19 protein-coding genes are annotated in these 25284 nt (G+C 71.8%); 17 read left to right on the top strand and 2 right to left on the bottom strand.

Features of this window, described 5'->3' with window-relative positions; all coding sequences use genetic code 11:
• Positions 1–261 precede the first annotated feature (261 nt).
• Positions 262–1122, bottom strand: coding sequence for a C40 family peptidase (locus tag IF99_RS0117500; RefSeq protein ID WP_051703541.1), 861 nt, complete (start codon positions 1120–1122; stop codon positions 262–264).
• A gap of 1548 nt (positions 1123–2670) precedes the next feature.
• On the opposite strand from IF99_RS0117500, the gene IF99_RS0117495 reads away from it, so the two are divergent.
• From IF99_RS0117495 to recQ, 15 genes are all read left to right on the top strand, one after another.
• On the top strand, positions 2671–3030 hold the full coding sequence (locus tag IF99_RS0117495) for an NADH-quinone oxidoreductase subunit A (protein ID WP_007383963.1): 360 nt from the start codon (positions 2671–2673) through the stop codon (positions 3028–3030).
• A 36-nt stretch (positions 3031–3066) separates the two neighbouring features.
• Positions 3067–3621: a NuoB/complex I 20 kDa subunit family protein gene (locus IF99_RS0117490; RefSeq protein WP_007823336.1), complete on the top strand. Its 555-nt coding sequence runs from the start codon at positions 3067–3069 to the stop codon at positions 3619–3621.
• Positions 3622–3833: 212 nt separating this feature from the next.
• On the top strand, positions 3834–4466 hold the full coding sequence (locus IF99_RS0117485) for an NADH-quinone oxidoreductase subunit C (RefSeq protein ID WP_234340731.1): 633 nt from the start codon (positions 3834–3836) through the stop codon (positions 4464–4466).
• Positions 4463–5791, top strand: coding sequence for an NADH-quinone oxidoreductase subunit D (locus tag IF99_RS0117480; protein ID WP_030997453.1), 1329 nt, complete (start codon positions 4463–4465; stop codon positions 5789–5791). Before IF99_RS0117485 ends, IF99_RS0117480 begins: the two co-directional genes overlap by 4 nt.
• Before the next feature lie 17 nt (positions 5792–5808).
• Entirely contained in the window at positions 5809–6648 is an 840-nt protein-coding gene (nuoE, locus tag IF99_RS0117475) for an NADH-quinone oxidoreductase subunit NuoE (RefSeq protein ID WP_078655137.1), read from the top strand.
• Positions 6648–8048 carry an NADH-quinone oxidoreductase subunit NuoF gene (gene nuoF / locus IF99_RS0117470; protein ID WP_030997451.1) on the top strand — a complete coding sequence of 467 codons (1401 nt, stop codon included), beginning with the start codon at positions 6648–6650 and terminating at the stop codon, positions 8046–8048. The genes nuoE and nuoF overlap by 1 nt, the downstream gene beginning before the upstream one ends.
• Positions 8045–10561 carry an NADH-quinone oxidoreductase subunit G gene (locus IF99_RS0117465; protein ID WP_030997450.1) on the top strand — a complete coding sequence of 839 codons (2517 nt, stop codon included), beginning with the start codon at positions 8045–8047 and terminating at the stop codon, positions 10559–10561. Before nuoF ends, IF99_RS0117465 begins: the two co-directional genes overlap by 4 nt.
• A gap of 88 nt (positions 10562–10649) precedes the next feature.
• Positions 10650–12044 carry an NADH-quinone oxidoreductase subunit NuoH gene (gene nuoH / locus IF99_RS0117460; protein ID WP_030997449.1) on the top strand — a complete coding sequence of 465 codons (1395 nt, stop codon included), beginning with the start codon at positions 10650–10652 and terminating at the stop codon, positions 12042–12044.
• On the top strand, positions 12037–12798 hold the full coding sequence (nuoI, locus tag IF99_RS0117455; RefSeq protein ID WP_078655134.1) for an NADH-quinone oxidoreductase subunit NuoI: 762 nt from the start codon (positions 12037–12039) through the stop codon (positions 12796–12798). The genes nuoH and nuoI overlap by 8 nt, the downstream gene beginning before the upstream one ends.
• Positions 12795–13718: an NADH-quinone oxidoreductase subunit J gene (locus IF99_RS0117450; RefSeq protein ID WP_051703540.1), complete on the top strand. Its 924-nt coding sequence runs from the start codon at positions 12795–12797 to the stop codon at positions 13716–13718. The genes nuoI and IF99_RS0117450 overlap by 4 nt, the downstream gene beginning before the upstream one ends.
• Entirely contained in the window at positions 13715–14014 is a 300-nt protein-coding gene (gene nuoK / locus IF99_RS0117445) for an NADH-quinone oxidoreductase subunit NuoK (RefSeq protein ID WP_009068017.1), read from the top strand. The genes IF99_RS0117450 and nuoK overlap by 4 nt, the downstream gene beginning before the upstream one ends.
• A gap of 13 nt (positions 14015–14027) precedes the next feature.
• Positions 14028–15929 carry an NADH-quinone oxidoreductase subunit L gene (nuoL, locus tag IF99_RS0117440; protein WP_030997446.1) on the top strand — a complete coding sequence of 634 codons (1902 nt, stop codon included), beginning with the start codon at positions 14028–14030 and terminating at the stop codon, positions 15927–15929.
• A 1-nt stretch (position 15930) separates the two neighbouring features.
• Positions 15931–17502: an NADH-quinone oxidoreductase subunit M gene (locus IF99_RS0117435; protein ID WP_030997445.1), complete on the top strand. Its 1572-nt coding sequence runs from the start codon at positions 15931–15933 to the stop codon at positions 17500–17502.
• A complete protein-coding gene (nuoN, locus tag IF99_RS0117430) occupies positions 17499–19163 on the top strand; it encodes an NADH-quinone oxidoreductase subunit NuoN (protein ID WP_030997444.1) in 1665 nt (554 codons plus the stop codon). Before IF99_RS0117435 ends, nuoN begins: the two co-directional genes overlap by 4 nt.
• Before the next feature lie 301 nt (positions 19164–19464).
• Positions 19465–21453: a DNA helicase RecQ gene (recQ, locus tag IF99_RS0117425; protein ID WP_030997443.1), complete on the top strand. Its 1989-nt coding sequence runs from the start codon at positions 19465–19467 to the stop codon at positions 21451–21453.
• Positions 21454–21545: 92 nt separating this feature from the next.
• Here the strand turns inward: recQ and IF99_RS0117420 are convergent, their stop codons facing one another.
• Positions 21546–22235 carry an alpha/beta fold hydrolase gene (locus IF99_RS0117420; protein ID WP_030997442.1) on the bottom strand — a complete coding sequence of 230 codons (690 nt, stop codon included), beginning with the start codon at positions 22233–22235 and terminating at the stop codon, positions 21546–21548.
• A gap of 871 nt (positions 22236–23106) precedes the next feature.
• Between IF99_RS0117420 and IF99_RS0117410 the strand changes: the two genes are divergently transcribed.
• Both IF99_RS0117410 and IF99_RS0117405 read left to right on the top strand, forming a co-directional pair.
• Positions 23107–23919 carry an HAD family hydrolase gene (locus tag IF99_RS0117410; protein ID WP_030997441.1) on the top strand — a complete coding sequence of 271 codons (813 nt, stop codon included), beginning with the start codon at positions 23107–23109 and terminating at the stop codon, positions 23917–23919.
• A 319-nt stretch (positions 23920–24238) separates the two neighbouring features.
• Positions 24239–25249 (top strand): polyprenyl synthetase family protein, encoded by a 1011-nt coding sequence (locus IF99_RS0117405; protein ID WP_030997440.1) that lies wholly within the window; start codon positions 24239–24241, stop codon positions 25247–25249.
• The last annotated feature ends 35 nt before the right edge of the window (positions 25250–25284 follow it).

Below are 25284 nucleotides of genomic sequence, written 5' to 3'. Positions count from 1 at the left end.
TCCTGGCCGCCCTCCGCCGTGCTGGCCGGCGGGAACTCGTCACACGTGTCCGCGTTCTTCTTCCCTGGATACAGGTTGGTGAAGGGAGCGCAGGTCGCTGCCCGGTTGACCGCCGCCGTGGCCTGGTTGACCGGGTGCAGGACGTCAGTGCCTCTGCTCCGCGGGCACGGAGGACAACTGCGCCCCGGCGGTCCGGAGACGCGCGTCGGGCGGGACCCCGTGAGGGGGCCCGCCCGAACGTGTCGCGTGAGGGGAGGAGGCTCAGAGGAGCCGGATCGCGCCCGAGGCCGGGTAGCCGGAGAGGTCCTGGATGACGACGCCCTTGCCGGGGTTGGCGGCGTCGAGGTACTGGCCGTTCCCGATGTAGACGCCGACGTGGTACGCGGAGCCCGCGCCGCCCCAGTAGAGGAGGTCGCCCGGCTGGGCCGAGGAGACCGAGACCTGCGTCCCGGCCGTGGACTGCTCCTGCGAGGTGCGCGGGAGGTCGATGCCGACCGAGCGGAACGCGGCCTGGGTCAGGCCCGAGCAGTCCCAGGAGTGGGGGCCGGTGCCGCCCATGACGTACGCGTCGCCGACGTGCGACTTCAGGAAGGCGATGACGCTCGCGGCGGAGCCGCTCGCGGGGGCGCCCGCAGACTGCGTCGACGCGGTGGACGCGCCGGAGTTCGCGGAGGTGGAGGCGGACGTGGACGGCGCGAGGGTCGTACGGGCCGCGGAGCGCGAGGCGGCCTCCCGCTCGGCGGCGCGCTTGGCGGCGGCCTCCTCGGCGGCCTTCTTCTTCGCCGCGGCCTTCTCCTCGGCCTTCTTCTCCGCCTGCTTGCGGTCGGCCTTCGCCTCCTTGGCGGCCTTGGCGACGGCGGCGTCCTGCTCGGCGCGCAGTTCGTAGCTCGTGGCCATCTGCTGCGTCGAGTCGGCGGCGGCGGCCATGGCGGCGGACAGGTTGGCGGTCAGGGTCGGCATCTCGATGGTCTCGGTCACCGGTTCGGCGGCCGAGGCCGAACCCGTCGCACCGGCCACCGCGAGCGTGCCGAGCACGCCACTGGCGACTCCGGCACGCAGGGCGATGCGGGAGGCGCTCCGGCGGGGCTTCCGGTGGCTGGGTATCTGAGCGGTGTGGGGCATGGGAACTATCGCTATCAAGAGGCCGCCCACAGGTTCAACAAACGTGGGATGCGCCACTGTTGACCGCAAAACGGGCGAAAGGTGCGAGAGCTTTATCGGTCTGATCACCCATAGGGGGCGAAAGGGGCAGGCCCTGTCTGTGGTGATCATGGCCGTGATCCCGCTGTTTCCGCGATACGTCCCAATTGCCCCGCGCCTACCATCGCTTCCGCTTCGTGGCCAAGCCCCGCGCCCCAGGTCACGGGACGGGAGTGGCGCAGGTCACGGAACGGTGTAGGTGGGTCATGCGTCCGCGAGAGGGCGTCCGCCGAGACGACCGGCTCCCGCACGTCCCGGCTTCCGGGCCTCGCGCGTCGCGGCTCGCGGACCTCGCACATCCCGGCTCCCGGGCCTCGCGCCTCCGGGGTCCCGCCCCCGCCCGCGCCGCCTTCCCGTTGCCGCGTTCGTCCCTCTTTCCGGGTCCGCGCCCCACCTCTTGCCGCTCCCGCGCCCGTCCCTCTTCCCGCTCCCGCGCCCGTCCCTCTTCCCGCGGTCGCGCACGCTCTCTTCCCGCGCCCGTCTCCCTCGCGGCCCCACCTCCGTCCCTCCCGTCCCCGGGCCACGGTCGGCGCGGGCTCCGCTCCACGAGAAAGGGGGGGGGCGGGCTGAGCCCCGGGGCGACCGGCTCGCCCGGCGGCGACCACGCCGCGCGCCACCCGCTCGCGTCGGGCGGTCGCCCGGCGGAACGCGCCACCCGCTCGCATCAGGCGGTCGCCGGCGGAACGCGCCGCGCGCAGGGCCGGTTTCGCGACCGTTGCGTCGCCGGGCGGCGCCTGGCCGCAGCGGCGGGCGTGACGTCCTCGACGTACCGGCACGCGTTCCGCGCGGCGGCCGCGCGGGCCCGGTGGCGTGGGTCCGCGGGGGCGGTCCGGAGGGCGGTCGGGGTGGCGGCGGGCGGCCCGCCGAGGAGGTGGCGGGGAGCCGGGCTCCCCGAACGGCCCCACCCGCTCCCCGGAGCGGGTGAATTCCCCCTTCGTGAACGCGTGCACGCACGGGGGCCGTTCGGAGGAAGGGAAACGGGTGGGGAAAGAGGGACGGAGGCGTGGAAGCCGAATTCCCCCGCGCAAGAGCGGTGTTGTGGGGACTTTTCGGGCTCTTGGCGGCGACGGTTCCTATATCAAGAGATCGTGTCCGGCGCCAATTTGCTTGAGCCTACATCCTCTTGATAGGGCGAACCCCCTCACCTGCGGAAACCGCGCGCAGGTTTCACCGGAAGTGATCATTCCGCCGCGCGCTGTACGAAGGCCCGGGCATATGCGCGCTTGTGAGGTGACGTCAGGTGGCGTAGATCACAAACGCAGGCGTGTACCCCGTGTCGCAGATCACAGAGAGGCGGGCATAGGATGCGGGGCAGTCAGGCTTGTGAACTGCCTCACATATTCGCGATCTTCGTCATCGGGGCGCGGAGAAGAGCGGGTGGGGAGCGGGCCCGGCGGCCCCGGGCGGCACAGCGGCGGCCCGGGGGGACCCGTGTACGCAGTCAGTGCCGACTGAGAGGAGCGAGGAGCGGTGAACGCTTATGCGCCCATCCTCGTACTGGGAGCCCTCGGGGCAGGCTTTGCGATCTTCTCCGTGGTCATGGCCACGCTTATCGGTCCAAAGCGATACAACCGGGCGAAGCTCGAAGCCTATGAATGCGGAATCGAACCGACCCCCACGCCGGCCGGCGGCGGGCGATTCCCCATCAAGTACTACCTGACGGCGATGCTCTTCATCGTCTTCGACATCGAGATCGTCTTTCTCTACCCCTGGGCCGTGACCTTCGACGCCCTGGGCGTTTTCGGGCTCGTGGAGATGCTGCTCTTCGTGCTCACCGTCTTCGTCGCCTACGCGTACGTATGGCGGCGCGGCGGCCTGGAATGGGACTGAGACCCGCAGGGGACGACACGGTCTAAGGGGCCATCAATGGGACTCGAAGAGAAACTTCCGAGCGGTTTTCTGCTCACCACCGTCGAACAGGCCGCGGGCTGGGTGCGCAAGTCGTCCATGTTCCCCGCGACGTTCGGGCTCGCGTGCTGCGCCATCGAGATGATGACGACGGGCGCGGGCCGCTACGACCTCGCGCGCTTCGGCATGGAGGTCTTCCGGGGCTCGCCCCGGCAGGCGGACCTGATGATCGTCGCGGGCCGGGTGAGCCAGAAGATGGCGCCCGTCCTGCGGCAGGTCTACGACCAGATGCCGAACCCCAAGTGGGTCATCTCCATGGGCGTGTGCGCCTCCTCGGGCGGCATGTTCAACAACTACGCGATCGTGCAGGGCGTGGACCACGTCGTTCCGGTTGACATCTACCTGCCCGGCTGCCCGCCCCGCCCCGAGATGCTGATCGACGCGATCCTCAAGCTGCACCAGAAGGTGCAGGGCACCAAGCTCGGCGTGAACGCGGAAGAAGCGGCCCGCGAGGCCGAGGAGGCCGCGCTCAAGGCGCTGCCCCTCATCGAGATGAAGGGGCTGCTGCGATGAGCGACCGTACGCCCGAGGACGAGCCGCGCGGCGAGCGCCCGCCCGAGGACGCCGGTACGGGAGCGAGCCCCGCCCCCGCCGGCCCGGCCCCCGCGAGCGCCCCCGCCCCCGGGGACGTACCGGCCGGGGCCGGGCCCGACAGTCCGGGCGCCGAGGGGCAGTTGCCCGCCCCCCGCGTGCGGGCCGACGAGGTCATCGCGGTCCGCCGGGGGATGTTCGGCGGCTCGCCGGGCGGTGACACGAGCGGCTACGACGGGCTCGTACGGACCGTCCGGCTGCCGGGAGCGTCGAACCGCCCGTACGGCGGCTGGTTCGACGAGGTCGCCGACGAGTTGGAAGGAGCCCTGGAGGAACAGGGCCTGGTCCCCGAGAACGCGCTGTGGAAGACGGTCGTCGACCGCGGCGAGCTGACCTTCCACGTCGCGCGCGAGCACCTCGTGCAGGTCGCCCGGACGCTGCGCGACGACCCGGCGCTGCGCTTCGAGCTGTGCACGGGCGTGAGCGGGGTGCACTACCCGGGCGACAAGGGACGGGAGCTGCACGCCGTCTACCACCTGCGCTCGATCACCCACAACCGGCTCATCCGCCTTGAAGTGAGCGTGCCCGACGCGGACCGGCACCTGCCCTCGCTCGTCGCGCTCTACCCGACCAACGACTGGCACGAGCGCGAGACCTACGACTTCTTCGGGCTGATCTTCGACGGCCACCCGGCCCTCACGCGGATCATGATGCCCGACGACTGGCAGGGCTTCCCGCAGCGCAAGGACTACCCCCTGGGCGGCATCCCCGTGGAGTACAAGGGCGCCCAGATCCCGGCTCCCGACCAGCGGAGGTCGTACACATGAGCAGCACCACCACGCCGGGGTCCCGCAGGACCACCGAGGGCACGGTCTACACCGTCACCGGAGGCGACTGGGACGAGGTCGTCGAGGCCGCGGCCAAGGCCGACGACGAGCGCATCATCGTCAACATGGGCCCCCAGCACCCCTCCACGCACGGGGTGCTGCGGCTCATCCTGGAGATCGACGGCGAGACCGTCACCGAGGCCCGCTGCGGCATCGGCTACCTGCACACGGGCATCGAGAAGAACCTGGAGTTCCGCACCTGGACCCAGGGCACGACGTTCGTGACGCGGATGGACTACCTCACACCGTTCTTCAACGAGACCGCGTACTGCCTCGGCGTCGAGCGCCTGCTCGGCATCGAGAACGACGTGCCGGACCGCGCGAACATCGTCCGCGTCCTGCTCATGGAGCTCAACCGCATCTCCTCGCACCTCGTCGCCATCGCGACGGGCGGCATGGAGCTGGGTTCCACGACGATCATGATCTACGGCTTCCGCGACCGCGAACTCTGCCTCGACCTGTTCGAGCTGTTCACCGGGCTGCGCATGAACCACGCGTTCATCCGGCCCGGCGGGCTCGCGCAGGACCTCCCGCCCGGTTCGCTCGACGCGCTCGCCGAGTTCGTGAAGACGATGCGGCACAACCTCACCGAGTACGACAAGCTCGCCACGGGCAACCCGATCTTCCGCGCCCGCATGAAGGACGTCGGCCACCTCGACCTCACCGGCTGCATGGCGCTCGGCGCGACCGGGCCCATTCTGCGCTCGGCCGGGCTCCCGCACGACCTGCGCAAGGCGCAGCCGTACTGCGGCTACGAGACGTACGACTTCGACATCCCGACCGACGACGGCTGCGACTCCTACGGGCGCTTCCTCATCCGCATGGCCGAGATGCGCGAATCGCTGCGCGTCATCGAGCAGTGCGCGGAGCGGCTGCGCGAGCCCGGCCCCGTCATGGTCGCGGACAAGAAGATCGCCTGGCCCGCCCAGCTCGCCCAGGGACCCGACGGGATCGGCAACTCGCTCGACCACATCAGGAAGATCATGGGCACCTCGATGGAGGCCCTGATCCACCACTTCAAGCTCGTCACCGAGGGCTTCAGGGTCCCGCCCGGACAGGCTTACGCGGCCGTCGAGTCCGCGAAGGGCGAACTCGGCGCGCACGTCGTGTCGGACGGCGGCACCCGCCCCTTCCGGGTCCACTTCCGCGACCCGTCCTTCACCAACCTTCAGGCCATGGCAGCGATGTGCGAGGGCGGCCAGGTCGCCGACGTCATCGTGGCCGTCGCCTCCATCGACCCCGTGATGGGAGGAGTCGACCGGTGACCGACGTCAGTCTGGGGATGCCGCAGCTCCCCGCGCCCGACTACCCGCCCGAGGTCCGCGCGCGCCTGGAGGCGGACGCGGCCGAGATCATCTCCCGCTACCCGGGGGCCCGTTCGGCGCTGCTGCCGCTGCTCCACCTCGTGCAGTCCGAGGAGGGGCACGTCACGCGGACCGGCATGGCCTTCTGCGCGCGGCAACTGGGGCTCACCACCGCCGAGGTGAACGCCGTCGCGACCTTCTACACGATGTACCGGCGCAAGCCCTCCGGCGACTACCAGGTCGGGGTCTGCACCAACACGCTGTGCGCGGTGATGGGCGGCGACGCGATCTTCGAGACGCTCCAGGAGCACCTGGCCGTCGGCAACGACGAGACGACCGAGGACGGCAAGGTCACGCTGGAGCACATCGAGTGCAACGCGGCCTGCGACTTCGCGCCCGTCGTGATGGTGAACTGGGAGTTCTTCGACAACCAGACCCCCGAGTCCGCCGTCCGGCTCGTCGACGACCTGCGCGCCGGGCGCGAGGTCGAGCCGACCCGCGGCGCGCCGCTGTGCACCTTCAAGGAGACCGCGCGCATCCTCGCGGGCTTCCCCGACCAGCGCGAGGGAGCGGTCGCCGCGAGCGGCGGCGCCGGGCCCGCCTCGCTCGTCGGGCTGCGGTACGCGAAGGGCGAGAACCCGCACCCGCGCGTCGTCCACCCGCGCCCGGTGAGCACCCGGCAGCAGGAGGAGGCCGCCCCGCGGACCCCGGCGGAGCAGCCGCCGGCCGGCCACCCGAGTTCGCACGACGCGCCGCAGGAGACCTCGGCGTCCGATCCCGCCCACCCGGCGGGACCCACCGCGGAGGAGGGGGAGTGATGACCGTGGCAGCCGAAGACGCGGACAACGCGGACAACGCGGGCGAGGCGGGGAACGAGGGGGGTGTCGCCCCCGGCGACTTCCTCGTGCCCGTCCTCTCCGCCTCCTGGGACCAGCCCGAGTCGTGGACGCTCGACACGTACCGCCGCTGCGACGACGGGTACGAGGGGCTCAAGAAGGCGCTCGCCATGAGCCCGGACGACCTCATCGCCTATGTCAAGGACGCGGGCCTGCGGGGCAGGGGCGGCGCCGGGTTCCCGACCGGGATGAAGTGGCAGTTCATCCCGCAGGGCGACGGCAAGCCGCACTACCTCGTCGTCAACGCGGACGAGTCGGAGCCCGGGACGTGCAAGGACATCCCGCTCCTCTTCGCCAATCCGCACGCCCTGATCGAGGGCATCGTCATCGCGTGCTACGCCATCCGCTCCTCGCACGCCTTCATCTACCTCCGCGGTGAAGTCGTGCCCGTGCTGCGGCGGTTGCACGAGGCCGTGCGCGAGGCGTACGAGGCCGGCTACCTTGGCGAGAACATCCTCGGCAGCGGGATCGACCTCGACCTGACCGTGCACGCGGGCGCGGGCGCGTACATCTGCGGCGAGGAGACCGCGCTGCTCGACTCCCTGGAAGGCAGGCGCGGACAGCCCAGGCTCCGGCCGCCCTTCCCGGCCGTCGAGGGCCTGTACGCCTGCCCCACTGTCGTGAACAACGTCGAGTCCATCGCCTCGGTTCCCGCGATCCTCAACCGGGGCAAGGAGTGGTTCCGCTCGATGGGCAGCGAGAAGTCCCCCGGCTTCACGCTGTACTCGCTCAGCGGACACGTCGCGAGCCCCGGCCAGTACGAGGCGCCGCTCGGCATCACGCTGCGCCAACTGCTCGACCTCAGCGGCGGGATGCGCCCCGGGCACCGGCTCAAGTTCTGGACCCCGGGCGGCAGTTCGACGCCGATGTTCACCGAGGAACACCTCGACGTGCCCCTCGACTACGAGGGCGTCGGCGCCGCCGGGTCCATGCTCGGCACCAAGGCGCTCCAGTGCTTCGACGAGACGACGTGCGTCGTCCGCGCCGTGACGCGCTGGACCGAGTTCTACGCGCACGAGTCCTGCGGCAAGTGCACGCCCTGCCGCGAAGGCACGTACTGGCTCGTGCAGTTGCTCCGCGACATCGAGGCGGGCAAGGGGCGTGCCGACGACCTCGACAAGCTCCTCGACATCGCCGACAACATCAACGGCAAGTCGTTCTGCGCCCTCGGCGACGGCGCCGCCTCGCCGATCGCGTCCTCGCTCAAGTACTTCCGCGAGGAGTACGAGGCCCACCTCGACGGCAAGGGCTGCCCCTTCGATCCCGCCAAGTCCACGCTCTGGGCGGACAAGCGTGACACGCACCAGGAGGTGACCGCATGACCGTGACGACAGGCGCGCCCGCTTCGGGCGCCCCCGCCGCGCCCCCGCCCGAGGACCTGGTCACCCTGACCATCGACGGCGCCGAGATCTCCGTGCCCAAGGGCACCCTCGTGATCCGCGCCGCCGAGGAACTCGGCATCGAGATCCCCCGCTTCTGCGACCACCCGCTGCTCGACCCCGCCGGGGCCTGCCGCCAGTGCATCGTCGAGGTCGAGGGCCAGCGCAAGCCGATGGCCTCGTGCACCATCACGTGCACCGAGGGCATGGTCGTCAAGACGCAGCTCACCTCGCCCGTCGCCACCAAGGCGCAGCACGGCGTGATGGAACTGCTCCTGATCAACCACCCCCTCGACTGCCCCGTGTGCGACAAGGGCGGCGAGTGCCCGCTGCAGAACCAGGCGCTCTCGCACGGCAACGCGGAATCCCGCTTCGAGGGCAGGAAGCGCACGTACGAGAAGCCCGTGCCGATCTCCGCGCAGGTCCTCCTGGACCGCGAGCGGTGCGTGCTGTGCGCGCGGTGCACGCGCTTCTCGAACCAGATCGCCGGGGACCCGATGATCGAGCTGATCGAGCGCGGCGCGCTCCAGCAGGTCGGCACCGGCGAGGGCGATCCCTTCGAGTCGTACTTCTCGGGCAACACGATCCAGATCTGCCCGGTCGGCGCGCTCACCTCGGCCGCCTACCGCTTCCGCTCCCGGCCCTTCGACCTCACCTCCAGCCCGAGCGTGTGCGAGCACTGCGCGGGCGGCTGCGCGACCCGTACGGACCACCGCCGCGGCAAGGTCATGCGGCGGCTCGCGGCGAACGACCCGGAGGTCAACGAGGAATGGCTGTGCGACAAGGGCCGCTTCGGCTTCCGGTACGCGCAGCAGACCGACCGCCTCACCCACCCGCTCGTGCGCGACGCGGAGAGCGGTGAACTGCGCGTCGTCTCCTGGCCGGAGGCGCTGGAGGCCGCCGCCGCCGGGCTCGCGGGCGCGCGGGGGCGGGCCGGGGTCCTCACCGGGGGCCGGCTCACCGTCGAGGACGCGTACGCCTACAGCAAGTTCGCGCGCGTCGCGCTCGGCACGAACGACATCGACTTCCGCGCCCGCGCGCACAGCGCGGAGGAGGCCGACTTCCTCGCCGCGCACGTCGCGGGGCGCGGTGTCGATCTCGACGGTACGGGTGTGACGTACCGCCTCCTCGAAGAGGCGCCCACCGTGCTGCTCGCCGGGATCGAGGCCGAGGAGGAGGCCGCGGGGGTCTTCCTGCGGCTCCGCAAGGCGTGGCGCAAGCACGGCCAGCGCGTCTTCTCGCTCGCCACGCACGCCACGCGCGGCCTCACGAAGGCGGGCGGCACGCTCCTCCCCGCCGCGCCGGGCACCGAGACCGAGTGGCTCGACGCGCTCGCGGGCGGCGTCGGCCTGGAGGACCTCGGCCGCGAGGCGCTCGACGCGCTGCGCGCCGAAGGCTCCGTGATCGTCGTCGGCGAGCGCCTCGCGACCGTGCCCGGCGCGCTGACCGCCGCCGTACGGACCGCGGCGGCGACCGGCGCCGACCTCGTGTGGATTCCGCGCAGGGCCGGGGAGCGCGGCGCCCTGGAGGCCGGGGCGCTGCCCTCGCTCCTGCCGGGCGGGCGCCCCGCGACCGACCCGCGCGCCCGCGCCGAGGTCGCCCGCGCCTGGGGGCTCGCCGAACTGCCCACGCGGTACGGGCGCGACACCGCGCAGATCCTGCGCGCGGCCAGGGACGGCGAGATCGGCGCCCTGCTCGTCGCGGGCGTCGAACCGGGCGACCTGCCCGAGCCCGCGGTGGCCGTCGAAGCGCTCGACCGCGTGGACTTCCTCGTGAGCCTGGAGCAGCGCCCCGGCGACGTGACGCGGCGCGCCGACGTCGTGCTCCCCGTCGCCGCCGTCGCCGAGAAGGCGGGCACCTTCCTCAACTGGGAGGGCAGGGCGCGGATGTTCGAGGCCGCGCTCAAGCCCGACCAGATGACCAGGCGCCTCGCCCCGACCGACGCGCGCGTCCTGCAGATGATCGCGGACGCCATGGACGTCCACCTCGGCCTGCCGGACCTCGCCGCCGCGCGCCGCGAACTCGACGCGTTCGGCTCCGCCGAGATCCCGGCCAGGGCCCGCTTCGACGCCCGGCCCACCGGCACCCCCGTGCCCCAGCCGCGCCCCGCGGCGGGAGAGGCCGTGCTCGCCGGGCACCGGCTCCTCCTGGACCGGGGGCGGCTCCAGGAGGGCGACCAGGCGCTCGCCGCGACGCGGCACGCCGCCGTCGCCAGGCTCTCGGCCGCGACCGCGGCCGAGGCGGGCGTCGCCGAGGGCGAGGTCCTGGAGGTCTCGGGGCCCGCGGGCACGACCGCGCTGCCGCTCGTCGTGACCTCGGGGATGCCCGACCGGGTGGTGTGGCTGCCGCTCAACTCAGTGGGCGAGGGCGTGGCGGCCGACACGGGTGCCGCGGTCGGCTCCCTCGTACGGATCGGGCCCGCACGGCCCGTGCCGGAGCCGGAGGCCACCTCGTGACCGGCCGCTTCGTGAACTGTCAGCACACCGGAGGTACGCGCGTGAGTCAGGTGCCCGTGGTACCGCGAGCCGACGAGGGGGTGGCGGCATGAGTGCCGCGCTCGGGGCGGCGGGCTCCGTACCGCTCACCCCGCTCGCCGCCGAGGACCTCAGCCTCTTCGGGACCGACCCGTGGTGGCTCGTGGTCGTCAAGGCGGTCTTCTGCTTCGCCTTCCTGATGATCTCGGTGCTCTTCGCGATCGTCTGGGAGCGGAAAGTCGTCGGCTGGATGCAGTTGCGCATCGGCCCGAACCGCACGGGCCCCTGGGGGATGCTCCAGTCCCTCGCGGACGGCGTGAAGCTCATGCTGAAGGAGGACCTGCTCGTCAAGCGGGCCGACAAGGCGGTCTACGTCCTCGCCCCGGTCGTCGCCGCGATCCCCGCCTTCATGGCGATCGCGGTCATCCCCTTCGGCCCGGCGGGCAACGAGATCTCGGTCTTCGGCCACCGCACCGCGATGCAGCTCACCGACCTCCCGATCGCGATGCTCTACATCCTCGCGACGGCCTCGGTCGGCATCTACGGCATCGTCCTCGCGGGCTGGTCGTCCGGCTCCACGTACCCGCTGCTCGGCGGGCTGCGCTCCTGCGCGCAGATGATCTCGTACGAGATCGCGATGGGCGCCGCCTTCGCCTCGGTGTTCCTCTACTCCGGGTCGATGTCGACGTCCGCGATCGTGGACGCGCAGAACGACCGCTGGTACGTCGTGCTGCTGCCCGTCTCGTTCCTCCTCTACATCGTGACGATGGTCGGCGAGACGAACCGCGCGCCCTTCGACATGCCGGAGTCCGAGGGCGACCTCGTCGGCGGCTTCAACACCGAGTACTCGTCCATCAAGTTCGCGATGTTCATGCTCGCCGAGTACGTGAACATGGTGACGGTCTCCTCGGTCGCCGCGACGCTCTTCCTCGGCGGCTGGCGGGCCCCCTGGCCGGTCAGCACCTTCTGGGAGGGCGCCAACCACGGCTGGTGGCCGCTCCTGTGGCTCGTCGTGAAGGTGCAACTCCTGTTGTTCTTCTTCATCTGGCTGCGCGGCTCCCTGCCCCGTGTCAGGTACGACCAGCTGATGAAGCTCGGCTGGAAGGTGCTCATCCCCGTCTCGGTCGTGTGGCTCATGCTCGTCGCCACCGTGCGGGTCCTGCGCAACGAGAACTACGACTACGCGCAGATCCTCCTGTGGGTCGTGGCCGCCGTCGTCGTGATCCTGCTCGTGACCTTCCTCGTGGACATGTACCGGGACCGGGGCGCGCCACCCCCCGAACCCGAACCGGCCGAACCCGACGGGGCCGCCTTCGACCCGATGGCCGGCGGCTACCCCGTACCCCCGCTGCCGGGGCAGACCCTGCCCCCGGTACCGCGCCGCAGGCCGCGCGGGGAGCGGGAGCTGGTCGGCAGTGGCGGACAGCGGACGGACGGCGAAGGAAAGGAGGAGTCCGATGGCTGAGCGAAAGAAGCGGCTCCCACGCGGCGGGGACGGCGAACTCGCCCCCCGCGCGGGCGCGGAGCCCGCACGGAGCGAGGCACCGGCAGGCGGCGAGCACCCCGTCGCCCCGGGCTTCCAGAACCCGGTGGCCGGCTTCGGCGTGACCTTCAAGGCCATGTTCAAGAAGCGGCTCACCGAGCAGTACCCGGAGCAGCCCAAGGTCACGGCCCCCCGTTTCCACGGCAGGCACCAGCTCAACCGGCACCCGGATGGCCTGGAGAAGTGCGTCGGCTGCGAGCTGTGCGCCTGGGCCTGTCCCGCCGACGCGATCTACGTCGAGGGCGCCGACAACACCGAGCAGGAGCGGTACTCGCCGGGCGAGCGCTACGGCCGCGTCTACCAGATCAACTACGCGCGCTGCATTTTGTGCGGCCTGTGCATCGAGGCGTGCCCGACACGGGCGCTCACGATGACGAGCGAGTTCGAACTCGCCGACTCCACGCGCGAGAACCTGATCTACACGAAGGACCAGTTGCTCGCCGGGCTCACCGAGGGCATGGTCGACTCGCCGCACGCGATCTTCCCCGGCATGGACGAGGGCGACTACTACCGGGGGCTCGTCACCGAGGCCGCGCCCGGGACCGTGCGCCAGGTCGCCACCTCCAAGGGCGAGAAGACCGACGAGGAGCCGGTCACCGTCGAGCACACGGCGGCGGCCGTCTCCTCGGGCGCCCCGCACGAGGCGACCCCGATGGACCGGGGGGCGGCCGAATGAGCGCGATCGACCACCTGGTGGCGAGCGGGCAGTGGGACACGCTCGCCGCGTACCACACCTCCACGGGCGAGGCCGTCCAGTTCTGGGTCCTCGGCGTCGTCGCCGTGATCAGCGCCCTGTGCACGGTGCTCATGCCGAAGGCCGTGCACAGCGCGCTGTGCCTCGCGGGCACGATGATCGTCCTCGCGGTCTTCTACCTCGCCAACGGCGCGTACTTCCTCGGCATCGTGCAGATCGTCGTCTACACCGGCGCCGTCATGATGCTCTTCCTCTTCGTCGTGATGCTCGTCGGCGTCACGGCCGCCGACTCCCTCAAGGAGACGATCAAGGGACAGCGCTGGCTCGCCGTGCTGTGCTTCCTCGGCTTCGGCGCGCTCCTCGTCGGCGGCATCGGCAACGCCTCGGTCAGCCAGTTCCAGGGCACTGGCCGGGCCAACGCCGGCGGGAACGTGCAGGGACTCGCGCGGGACATCTTCACGACGTACGTCTTCGCCTTCGAGATCACCGGCGCGCTGCTCATCACCGCGACGGTCGGGGCGATGGTGCTCACGCACCGCGAGCGCACCGAACGCGCCCTCAACCAGCGCGAGATGGCCGAGAAGCGGGTCCGCGAGGGCAAGCACCTCCCGCCGCTGCCGGCCCCCGGCGTCTACGCCAGGCACAACGCGGTGGACATCCCCGGGCTGCTGCCCGACGGCACCCCCTCCGAGCTGACGGTCAACCCGACGCTGCGCCAGCGCGGGCAGATCAGGGACGTGTCGAGCGAGGCGCTGGCCGACCTGAAGGCGCTGGAACAGCGCTCGACGGAGCGGCTGGGACGCGGGGGAGCGGAGGGGGGGCCCGGTACGGGCGACCCGGCGCCTACCGGCGGCCCGGACCGCGCCCGTACCGGTACGCGTGAGGAGGAGAGGTCGAAGTGAACCCGGTCTACTACCTGTATCTCGCGGCGATCCTCTTCACCATCGGCGCCACCGGCGTCCTGATCCGCCGCAACGCGATCGTCGTGTTCATGTGCGTCGAGCTGATGCTCAACGCGTGCAACCTGGCGTTCGTCGTCTTCTCCCGTATGCACGGCAATCTCGACGGGCAGATCATCGCGTTCTTCACGATGGTCGTCGCCGCCGCCGAGGTCGTGGTGGGGCTCGCGATCATCGTGTCGGTCTTCCGGGCCCGGCACTCCGCCTCGGTCGACGACGCCGACCTGATGAAGCTCTGAGGGGTCGTTGACAGTGAACAACCTGATCGCGCTGCTCATCGCGGCGCCCTTGCTCGGAGCGGTCGTGCTGCTGTGCGGCGGCCGTCTCCTCGACCGGGCCGGGCACCTGCTCGGCACCGCCCTGGCCCTCGCCTCCTTCGTCATCGGCGTCGTCCTCTTCGTCGACATGCTCGGCAAGAGCGCCGACGAACGGGGCCTGCACCAGCACCTGTTCTCCTGGGTGCCGGTGGAGCGGTTCCAGGCGGACGTGGCCTTCGGCCTCGACCAGCTCTCGCTGACCTTCGTGCTCCTGATCACCGGCGTGGGCACGCTCATCCACGTCTACTCGATCGGCTACATGGCGCACGACCCGCGCCGCCGCCGCTTCTTCGGCTACCTCAACCTGTTCCTCGCGGCGATGCTCCTGCTCGTCCTCGCGGACAACTACCTCCTGCTGTACGCGGGCTGGGAGGGGGTCGGGCTCGCCTCGTACCTGCTCATCGGCTTCTGGCAGGACCGGCCCAGCGCGGCCACGGCGGCGAAGAAGGCGTTCCTCGTCAACCGCGTCGGCGACGTCGGCCTCTCGGTCGCCATCATGCTGATGTTCACGACCTTCGGCGGCTTCTCCTTCGACCAGGTCTTCTCGAAGGCCGGGGACTCCGGGGTGAGCCAGGCGACGCTCAACGGCATCGCGCTCATGCTGCTCCTCGCGGCCTGCGGCAAGTCGGCCCAGGTGCCGCTCCAGTCCTGGCTGGGCGACGCGATGGAGGGCCCGACCCCGGTCTCCGCGCTCATCCACGCGGCGACGATGGTGACCGCGGGCGTGTACCTCATCGTGCGCTCCGCGAACATCTTCGACGCGGCGCCGGACGCGCAACTCGTCGTCGTGATCGTCGGCGCCGTCACGCTCCTGTTCGGGGCGATCGTCGGTTGCGCGAAGGACGACATCAAGAAGGCCCTCGCGGGCTCGACGATGTCGCAGATCGGGTACATGATCCTCGCCGCCGGGCTCGGCCCGATCGGCTACGTCTTCGCGATCATGCACCTCGTGACGCACGGCTTCTTCAAGGCCGGGCTCTTCCTCGGCGCCGGTTCGGTCATGCACGGCATGAACGACGAGGTCGACATGCGCCACTACGGCGGCCTCTGGCGGAAGATGCCGGTCACCTTCGTGACGTTCGGCCTCGGCTACCTCGCGATCATCGGCTTCCCCGGACTGTCGGGCTTCTTCTCGAAGGACCGGATCATCGAGGCGGCGTTCGCGAAGGGCGGCACCGAGGGCTGGATCCTCGGCGCCGTGACCCTGCTCGGCGCCGCGATCACCGCGTACTACATGACGCGCGTGATGCTCATGACCTTCTTCGGCGAGAAGCGCTGGAAGCCGGACGCGGAGGGCAACGAGCCCCATCCGCACGAGTCCCCGAAGTCCATGACGATCCCGATGATCGTCCTCGCCTTCGGCTCGGTCTTCGCGGGCGGCCTCTTCGGTGTCGGGGACCGCTTCCTGCACTGGCTGGAGCCGGTGACGCACCACAGCCACGGAGACTCGCCCGTCTCGGCGGCGACCGTCACGGTGGCCACGATCGTCCTGCTCCTCGTCGGCGTCGGCATCGCCTGGCTCCAGTACGGCAGGCGCCCGGTCCCGGCCGCCGCGCCGCGCGGCTCGCTCCTCACCCGCGCGGCCCGCCGCGACCTGCTCCAGGACGACTTCAACCACGTCGTCCTCGTCTCGGGCGGCGCGCACCTCACCCGCTCGCTCGTCTACGTCGACCACTCCCTCGTGGACGGGGTCGTCAACGGCACGGCCGCCGCCTTCGGCGGGCTCTCGGGCAGGCTGCGCCGGGTGCAGAACGGCAAGGTCCGCAGTTACGCGTTCTCGATGTTCGGAGGTACGGCGGTGCTGATCGCCGCGACCCTACTCATGAGGGCGGTGTGACATGTCCTTCCCCCTGCTGACCGTGACGGCCGCCGTCCCCGCGGTGGGCGCCGTGCTCACCGCCGCGGTACCGGCCGCCCGGCGCACGGCGGCGAAATGGCTGGCGCTGTCCTTCTCGCTCGCCACGCTCGCCCTCGCGATCGCCGTGCTCGTCCGCTTCGACCCCGATGGCGGCCGGTACCAGCTCGGCGAGTCCCACAGCTGGATCGCCGACTTCGGGGTCCGCTACGAACTCGGCGTCGACGGCATCGGCGCGGTCCTGATCGCGCTCACCGCGCTGCTCATCCCGTTCGTCATGCTCGCCGGCTGGCACGAGCCGGACGGCCTGGAGACCGACAGCCGCCGCTGGCGCCCCACCCAGGGCTTCTTCGCGCTGATCCTCCTCGTCGAGGCGATGGTGGTGCTCTCCTTCGAGGCCACCGACGTCTTCCTCTTCTACCTGTTCTTCGAAGCGATGCTCATCCCGATGTACTTCCTCATCGGGGGCTTCGGGGACCGGGCGAGCGGTCGCGACGCCCAGGAGGAGGCGACCCAACGCTCGTACGCGGCGGTGAAGTTCCTCCTGTACAACCTCGCGGGCGGGCTCGTCATGCTCGCCGCGGTGATCGGCCTCTACACCGTCACGCACACGTTCTCGCTCACCGAGATCCTGGCCGCGCGCGCGGACGGCTCGCTCTCGATGGCGACCTCGACGGAGCGGTGGCTCTTCCTCGGCTTCTTCTTCGCCTTCGCGATCAAGGCCCCGCTGTGGCCCGTCCACACGTGGCTGCCGAACGCGATGGGCGAGGCGTCGACGCCGGTCGCCGTGCTCATCACGGCCGTGGTCGACAAGGTCGGCACCTTCGCGATGCTCCGCTTCTGCCTCCAGCTCTTCCCCGAGGCCAGCAAGTGGGCGACGCCCGTGATCCTCGTCCTGGCCGTCATCAGCGTCCTGTACGGGGCGCTGCTCGCGGTCGGCCAGCGCGACATCAAACGCCTCATCGCGTACGCCTCGTTGTCGCACTTCGGCTTCATCATCCTGGGCATCTTCGCGATGACCTCGCAGGGCCAGTCCGGCGCGACGCTCTACATGGTCAACCACGGCATCTCGACCGCCGCGTTGATGCTCGTCGCCGGGTTCCTCATCTCGCGGCGCGGCTCGCGGCTCATCTCCGACTACGGGGGAGTGCAGAAGGTCGCGCCGGTCCTGGCGGGGACGTTCCTCATCGGCGGGCTCGCGACGCTCTCGCTGCCCGGACTCGCGCCGTTCGTCAGCGAGTTCCTCGTCCTCGTCGGCACCTTCGAACGCCACAAGGCGCTCGGCATCGTCGCCACCCTCGGCATCGTCCTCGCCGCGCTGTACGTCCTCGTGCTCTACCAGCGCACGATGACGGGCCCGGTGAAGCCCGAGGTCTCCGCGATGGGCGACCTGCGCGCGCGGGAACTCGTCGTCGCCGTACCGCTGATCGTGTTGCTCGTCGTCCTCGGCGTCTACCCGAAGCCGGTCACCGACGTGATCGACCCGGCGGTCAAGCAGACGATGTCCGACGTACACGAGAAGGACCCGCAACCCCACGTGGAGGCAGGGAAATGACAGCCACGGCCGTCCACAGCCTGTGGACATCCGGAGCGTGGACGAGCGCGGCGGGACCGATCGAGAAGATCAGCACCCCGCACATCGAGTACGCGCAGATCTCGCCCGTGCTCATCGTGCTCGGCGCGGCGGTCCTCGGCATCCTCGCCGAGGCGTTCGTCCCGCGCCGCGCCCGCCGCACGACCCAACTCCTCATCTCCGTCGTCGCGTTGGTGGCCGCCTTCGCCGCCGTCGTCGTCCTCGCGACGCAGGGGTACGGGACGACCAAGGCGCACATCGCGGCGATGGGCGCGCTCGCCGTCGACGGGCCGGCGCTCTTCCTCCAGGGCACGATCCTGCTCGTCGGGCTCGTCGCCGTCTTCACCTTCGCCGAGCACCGGCTCGACCCGGAGACGCACGGCAAGCCCGTCGACTCCTTCGCAGCCCAGCCCGCCGCCGTGCCCGGATCGGAGTCCGAACAGGCCGCCGTGAAGGCCGGGTTCACGACGACGGAGGTCTTCCCGCTCTCCCTCTTCGCGCTCGCCGGGATGCTCGTCTTCCCGGCCGCGAACGACCTCGTGACGCTCTTCGTGGCCCTGGAGGTCCTGTCGCTGCCGCTCTACCTGCTGTGCGCCCTCGCGCGCCGCAAGCGGCTGCTCTCGCAGGAGGCGGCGGTCAAGTACTTCCTCCTCGGCGCCTTCTCCTCCGCGTTCCTCCTCTTCGGCATCGCGCTCGTGTACGGGTACGCGGGCTCGATGTCGTACGGGGTCATCGCGCGCGTCGTCGAGGGCGACCTCACTTCCATCAACCCGGCGCTCGCCGACACGATGGGCAACGACGCGCTGCTCCTCATCGGCGGCGCGCTTCTCGTGATGGGCCTGCTCTTCAAGGTCGGCGCCGTCCCCTTCCACATGTGGACCCCGGACGTCTACCAGGGCGCCCCGACCCCGGTCACCGGGTTCATGGCGGCGGCCACGAAGGTCGCGGCCTTCGGGGCCCTGCTGCGGCTCCTGTACGTGGTCCTGCCGGGGCTGCGCTGGGACTGGCGCCCGGTGATGTGGGGCGTGGCGATCGTGACCATGCTGGGCGGCGCGATCATCGCGATCACGCAGACCGACATCAAGCGGCTGCTCGCGTACTCCTCCATCGCGCACGCCGGGTTCATCCTCGCGGGCGTCATCGCGACGAACCCCGACGGCGTCTCCTCCGTCCTCTTCTACCTGGGCGGCTACTCCTTCGTGACGATCGGCGCCTTCGCGGTGGTCACGCTGGTACGGGACGCGGGGGGCGAGGCCACGCACCTGTCGAAGTGGGCGGGGCTCGGCCGCCGGTCCCCGCTCGTGGCGGCCGTCTTCGGGGTCTTCCTGCTGGCCTTCGCGGGCATCCCGCTGACCAGCGGTTTCGCGGGCAAGTTCGCGGTGTTCAAGGCGGCGGCCGAGGGCGGTGCGATCCCGCTGGTGATCGTCGGTGTGCTCTCCTCGGCGATCGCGGCCTTCTTCTACATCCGCGTCATCGTGCTGATGTTCTTCAGCGAGCCGAAGCCGGACGGCCCCGCGGTCGCGGTGCCCTCGGTGCTGACGACGACGGCGATCGCGCTGGGGGTCGCGGTGACGGTGGTGCTCGGTGTGGCGCCGCAGTACTTCCTCGACCTGGCGGGGTCGGCGGGGGTGTTCGTGCGCTGACGCCGCGCCGCCGTGCGGGGCCCGGGGCTCAGCCCCGGGCCCCGTTGGCGTGGGGCTCAGCGGTGGGCCCCGTGGTCGTGGGGCTCGGTCCGGGCTCCTCTTCGCGGGGCTCCGCCTCGCACCCCGCTCTCTCCCCGCCTTCGTCCGGGGTCCCGGAGGGGCTGACGAAGCCCGGGCCCGGAGGGGCTGAGGCATACCGTCCTACTGCGGACGGTCGCCTGTGGACAACCCTCCGCGACCTGTCCGCCCTTATGCCTATGGTGGCCGGGACAGGAACGAGCGGACGAGCGGGACGTGAGAGATGGACGAGGCGAGCGGTGTGACCGAGAGCGGTACCGCCTTCGACGACCCCGACCTCTGGGGCGGCTGGGACAACGCCCCGGAGAGCTTCGAGGAGGACGCGACGCCGGCCCCCGGTGCCGCCTCCGGGGCCGCGCGGGAGGCGCAGGGGGAGCCCGCCGAGATCCTCAAGCGCGTCTTCGGGTACGACTCCTTCCGCGGCGAGCAGCAGGCGATCATCGAGCAGGTCGTCTCCGGCGGCGACGCGGTCGTCCTCATGCCGACCGGCGGCGGCAAGTCGCTCTGCTACCAGATCCCCGCCCTCGCCCGCCCCGGCACCGGCGTCGTGGTCTCCCCGCTCATCGCGCTCATGCAGGACCAGGTGGACGCCCTGCGCGCGCTCGGCGTCCGCGCGGGCTTCATCAACTCCACGCTCGACCTCGACGAGCGCCGCACCGTGGAGGCGGAGTTTCTCGCGGGCGAGCTGGACCTCCTCTACCTGGCCCCGGAGCGCCTGCGCCTCGCCGCGACCGTGGACCTCCTCGCGCGCGGCACGGTCTCCCTCTTCGCCATCGACGAGGCGCACTGCGTCGCCCAGTGGGGCCACGACTTCCGCCCCGACTACCTGAACCTGTCGCTGCTCGGCGAGCGCTGGCCGGACGTGCCGCGCATCGCGCTGACGGCGACGGCGACGCGGGCGACGCACAAGGAGATCACCGAGCGGCTCGGCATGGAGCGGGCCAAGCACTTCGAGGCGAGCTTCGACCGCCCCAACATCCAGTACCGGATCGTGGCGAAGGACAACCCGAACCGCCAGCTTCTCCGCTTCCTCACCGAGGAGCACCCGGGGGACGCGGGCATCGTCTACTGCCTCTCGCGCAACAGCGTCGAGCGCGTCGCGGCCTTCCTGAACGACAACGGCGTCAAGGCCGTCCCGTACCACGCGGGGCTCGACGGGCGGACGCGCGCGCTGCACCAGTCCCGCTTCCTGCGCGAGGACGGGCTCGTCGTCGTCGCGACGATCGCCTTCGGCATGGGCATCGACAAGCCCGACGTCCGCTTCGTGGCCCACCTGGACCTGCCGAAGTCGGTCGAGGGCTACTACCAGGAGACGGGCCGCGCGGGCCGCGACGGGCTGCCCTCGACGGCGTGGCTCGCCTACGGCATCCAGGACGTCGTGCAGCAGCGCAAGATGCTCCAGGGCGGCGAGGGCGACGAGGCGTTCCGCCGCCGCGCGGGCGCGCACCTCGACGCGATGCTCGCGCTCTGCGAGACGGTGGACTGCCGGCGCGCCCAGCTCCTCGCCTACTTCGGCCAGGAGCAGACCGGCGAGAAGTGCGGGAACTGCGACAACTGCCTGCACGGCAGCCCCGACGCCTTCGACGGCACCGTGCCCGCGCAGAAGGCCCTCTCGACCGTGATCCGCCTGCGCCGCGAGCGCGGGCAGAGCTTCGGCACGGGCCAGATCATCGACATCCTGCTCGGCAGGCGCACCGCGAAGGTCATCCGCTTCGACCACGACCAGCTCTCCGTCTTCGGCGTCGGCGAGGACCTGAGCGAGACCGAATGGCGGGGCGTCATCCGCCAGTTGCTCGCCCAGCGGCTCCTGGAGGTGGGCGGCGAGTACAACACCCTCTCCGTCACGGAGGAGGCGGGCGCGGTGCTGCGCGGCGAGCGGCAGGTGATGCTGCGCAAGGAGCCGAAGAAGGCGCCGCGGGCCTCCGGGGGCTCGGGCTCCTCGGGCCGCGGCGGCGCGAAGAAGCCACCCGTGGACCTCCCCGAGGCCGACATCCCCCTCTTCGAGGCGCTGCGCGCCTGGCGCGCCGAACAGGCCCGCGAACAGGCCGTCCCGGCCTACATCGTCTTCACGGACGCGACCCTGCGCGCCATCGTCGCGGCCCGCCCCGACTCGGTCGAGGAGCTGACCGGGGTGAGCGGCGTGGGCGAGAAGAAGCGAGCGACGTACGGCGAGGGGGTCGTCGCGGCGCTGAAGGCGGCCAGGGAGGGGTAAGGGCGCGGGGCGGCGGGGAGGCCGCCCTACGGAGGGCCGGGCCTGCGGCCCCCGCTCCCGGGCCCTGCCCGGGCCTCCCCCCTCCGCCCCCCTCAGCCCGCCGTGTCCGCCGCCTCGGCCAGTACGCGGGCCAGGGCGGCGGGCTGGGTGAACATCGGCCAGTGGCCCGCGTCGATGTCGGCGTAGTCGAGGTGCTTGGCCAAGGGGAGTTCGGGGACGTCACCGGCCGCGATCCACTCGCGGGCCTGGGCCGGGGAGAACTCGGGGCAGACCACGAGCACGGGGATGTCGTAGCGGCGGACGTCCGTGAGGCGGACCGTGCCGCGCGCGACGCCCTCCGGGACGGGGACCGCGGCGGCGGCGAGCGCGCGGCGGCCCTCCACGCCGAGGTCGTCGGACTCGGGCCCGGCGAAGGGTTCCCAGCCCGGGAAGGGCATCGCTCCGTCCCGCACCGCGAAGAAGTCCGCGTACGGCTCGCCGTCGGCGACCGGCATCCCACCGATCAGCGCGAGCTTCGCGACCCGCTCGGGCCGCCGGTCGGCGGCGAGCCAGGCGAGGCCGCAGGCGGCGGAGTGCCCCACGACGAGGACCTTCCCCTCCGCCGCGTCCATGGCGGCGAGGACGGAGTCGAGCTGGTCGTCGAGCGTGGCCGCGCCGTTGCCGTCCCCCTGCCCCGGCAGTGTCACGGGTACCGGCCGGTGCCCGAGCGCCGCCAGCTCCGGCACCACCCGCTCCCACGCCGAACCATCGAGCCACAGCCCACCGACAAGCACCACGTCCACGCCCGTTCCCCTTCCGGATGACCGGCCCGAGTGACCGGGAGCCCCACCGTAGAAGGAGACTCGGACAATCGACCGCCGCGTGTACGGCGACGGCCCGAAAACGTCCCGCTGCCGCCGCCCCGGCGAGCAGCCGCCTGCCGGGCCCCCGCCGCCCCGGCCCCGGTGCGGGCCGCTCTCTTCCAGGCCCCGCTCGCCGGAAGCAGGCGCAACCCCGCCGTGTACGCGGGGGAACGGCTCACCGGGTGCCGTGCGGCTTCCGGGCCGGGGGCGGTGACGAGGTGTGCGCGGGCGTCGCGGCCCTCGCCGGGCGCTTCGCGAGGGCCGTCGAAGCGGCGTAGCCCGCCGGGGCCCGCGAGTTCGGCGAGCGCCGGTCCTCGGCCGCTCGGCGCGTGGTGGCCGTGCGCGCTGCCGGGGAAGGGTGACGGCCGGTGCGGCAGGGGGTGTTGAGGGTGTCACCCGGAAGGGCGAAGAAGTCGGCGTGAGAATGCGGGGGACCGGACGGCCGTACGGGGGCGGTCACGTCGCGTGGCGACGGTGTGCCGCGCCGCCGCCGGGGCGTTCCGGCTTCCTCGGCGCGAGGCCGGGCACGGGGCGCCGCGCCCTCCGCCCCGTCGCGGGACTCCGCTCCGCGCGCCCCGGCCCGTACGGCACAGGGCTTCCGGCGGCGGCCCCGTACGCACTCTGCCGCGCTTCGTCCGTGGCACGGTGTACGCGTCCCCGCCGCCCGACCCCGCCCCCGCACGCCGCGCACCGGGTCGGTCCGGGTCCGGCTCCTGCGGGACACCGCGCCGCTCGGCGGGAGGTGCTCATGCCCCCGTCACATTCGGCACGCTTCTCCCGTCACCCCCGTCCCGTCCCTATCCTGTGCCGCATGGCCGCAGCGTCCCCCTACTCCCTCGTCGCCACCGATCTGGACGGCACCCTCCTGCGGGACCAGCGGGACACGGTCACCGCGCGCACGAGAGCCGCGCTCGCGCGGGCCGGTCGCGCGGGCGCCCGGCACATCGTCGTGACGGGCCGTCCCGCCCCCCAGACCCACGCCCTCCTGCACGCGATCGGCTACCGGGGGCTCGCCGTGTGCGCCCAGGGCGCGCAGATCTACGACGCGGACTCGGGGCGCCTCGTGCACTCCGTGCGCATGGAGCGCGAGCTGGCCGAGACGGCGCTCGGCAAGATCGAGGCGGAGCTGGGGCAGGTGTACGCGGGCGTCAACCAGGACGGCAGCGACGGTCTCATGCTCATGGAGCCCGGCTTCGTCACCCCGCCGCCCACATTGCCCTCCCTGCGGGTGCGGCGCCGCGCCGAGTTGTGGTCGCGGCCGATCTGCAAGGTGCTCCTGATGGCGGAGGGGCTCACCGAGGACGCGCTCGCGGAGGTCGCGCGGGCGGTCGTCGGGGACCTCGTGAACGTCGTGATGGCCGGTCCCGGGGCCGTCGAGCTCCAGCCGCCGGGGCTCTCGAAGGCGTACGGGCTCGAACGGGCCGCGGAGCTGCTCGGGCGCACGGGTGCCGACACGATCGCCTTCGGCGACATGCCGAACGACATCCCCATGTTCGGCTGGGCGCGGCACGGCGTCGCGATGGCGAACGCGCACGCGGAGCTGCTCGCGGTCGCCGACGAGGTGACGCTTCTCAACACCGAGGACGGGGTCGCGGTGGTCCTTGAGCGGCTGTACGGGGCGTGAGGTGGGCGGGGGTCCCGGGCTCACCCGGGCGGGGGGTGGGGGACCCGTACGGGGGTACGGACGGGAGGGGGCCGCGGGCGGATAGGCTCGACAGCCGTCCCGCGCGGGAAGCCCGGGCGATCCGCGGGGGTCCGCGTGGGTACGGAACGCTTTCGGCTCATATGAGTTGATCACGAACATACCGGCGTCGGTCGCATACCGCCTGTGCTGGTCGGGCAGGCGCTCTCCGTGATCGAAAGGGGACCGGATACGCTGCCTTGAGAGGCAGCAGCGACACATCGACACACCGTGTGATCGTCAGCAGACAGGAGAACCCTTCGTGACCGTCGTCGGGCCCTTTGGGCTGAGCGTGCGGGACCAGGCTCTCGAAGCCGATGTCCAGGCCGGGTTGACGGCTGTCGAGGAAGGCTTGCTGGACGCGACCAAGAGCGGGGTGCCCTTCATCACCGAGGCGGCCCAGCACCTCGTCCTCGCCGGGGGCAAGCGGTTCCGGCCGCTCCTGGTGATGCTCGCGGCGCAGTTCGGCGACCCGGAGGCCCCGGGCATCGTCCCCTCGGCGGTCGTCGTGGAGCTGACCCATCTCGCGACCCTGTACCACGACGACGTGATGGACGAGGCGGCCGTGCGGCGCGGCGTGGAGAGCGCCAACGCCCGCTGGGACAACTCCGTCGCCGTCCTCACGGGCGACTTCCTCTTCTCGCGGGCCTCGCAGATCCTCGCGGGTCTCGGCCCCGAGGCGGTACGCATCCAGGCCGAGGCGTTCGAGCGGCTCGTCACGGGCCAGATCCTGGAGACCGCGGGGCCGCAGGACGGCCGCGACCCGGTCGACCACTACCTCGACGTGCTCAGCGGCAAGACCGGCTCCCTCGTCGCCGTCGCGACGCGGTACGGCGCGATGATGTCCGGCGCGGGCAGCGAGGTCGTGGAGGTCCTGGCGCAGTACGGGGAGCGGCTCGGCGTCGCCTTCCAGCTCGCCGACGACGTGCTCGACATCGCCTCGGACAGCTACGAGTCCGGCAAGACGCCCGGCACCGACCTGCGCGAGGGCATCGCGACGCTGCCCGTGCTGCGGCTGCGGGAGCGCGTCGCGCGGCTCGGTCTGGCGGAGGACGTCGCACTCGACACGCTCCTGCGCGGCGACCTCACCGAGGACGCGAAGCTCGCCGAGGCGGTGGCCCTCATGCGCGCCCACCCCGCGCTCGCCCAGGCCAGCGAGGACGCGGCCCGCTACGCCCACGACGCCCGCGCCACCCTCCAGGCCCTCCCCGACACCCCGGCCCGCACCTCCCTGGCCGACCTCTGCGACGCGGTCGTCCACCGCGTGGGATGACCCGCTCCACCCCACGTCGTAGGGGACGACCCCGA

It is taken from the genome of Streptomyces sp. NRRL F-5630 (genome assembly GCF_000719475.1).
Taxonomy (GTDB): domain Bacteria; phylum Actinomycetota; class Actinomycetes; order Streptomycetales; family Streptomycetaceae; genus Streptomyces.
This window is presented reverse-complemented; position numbering and strand designations above follow the sequence as displayed.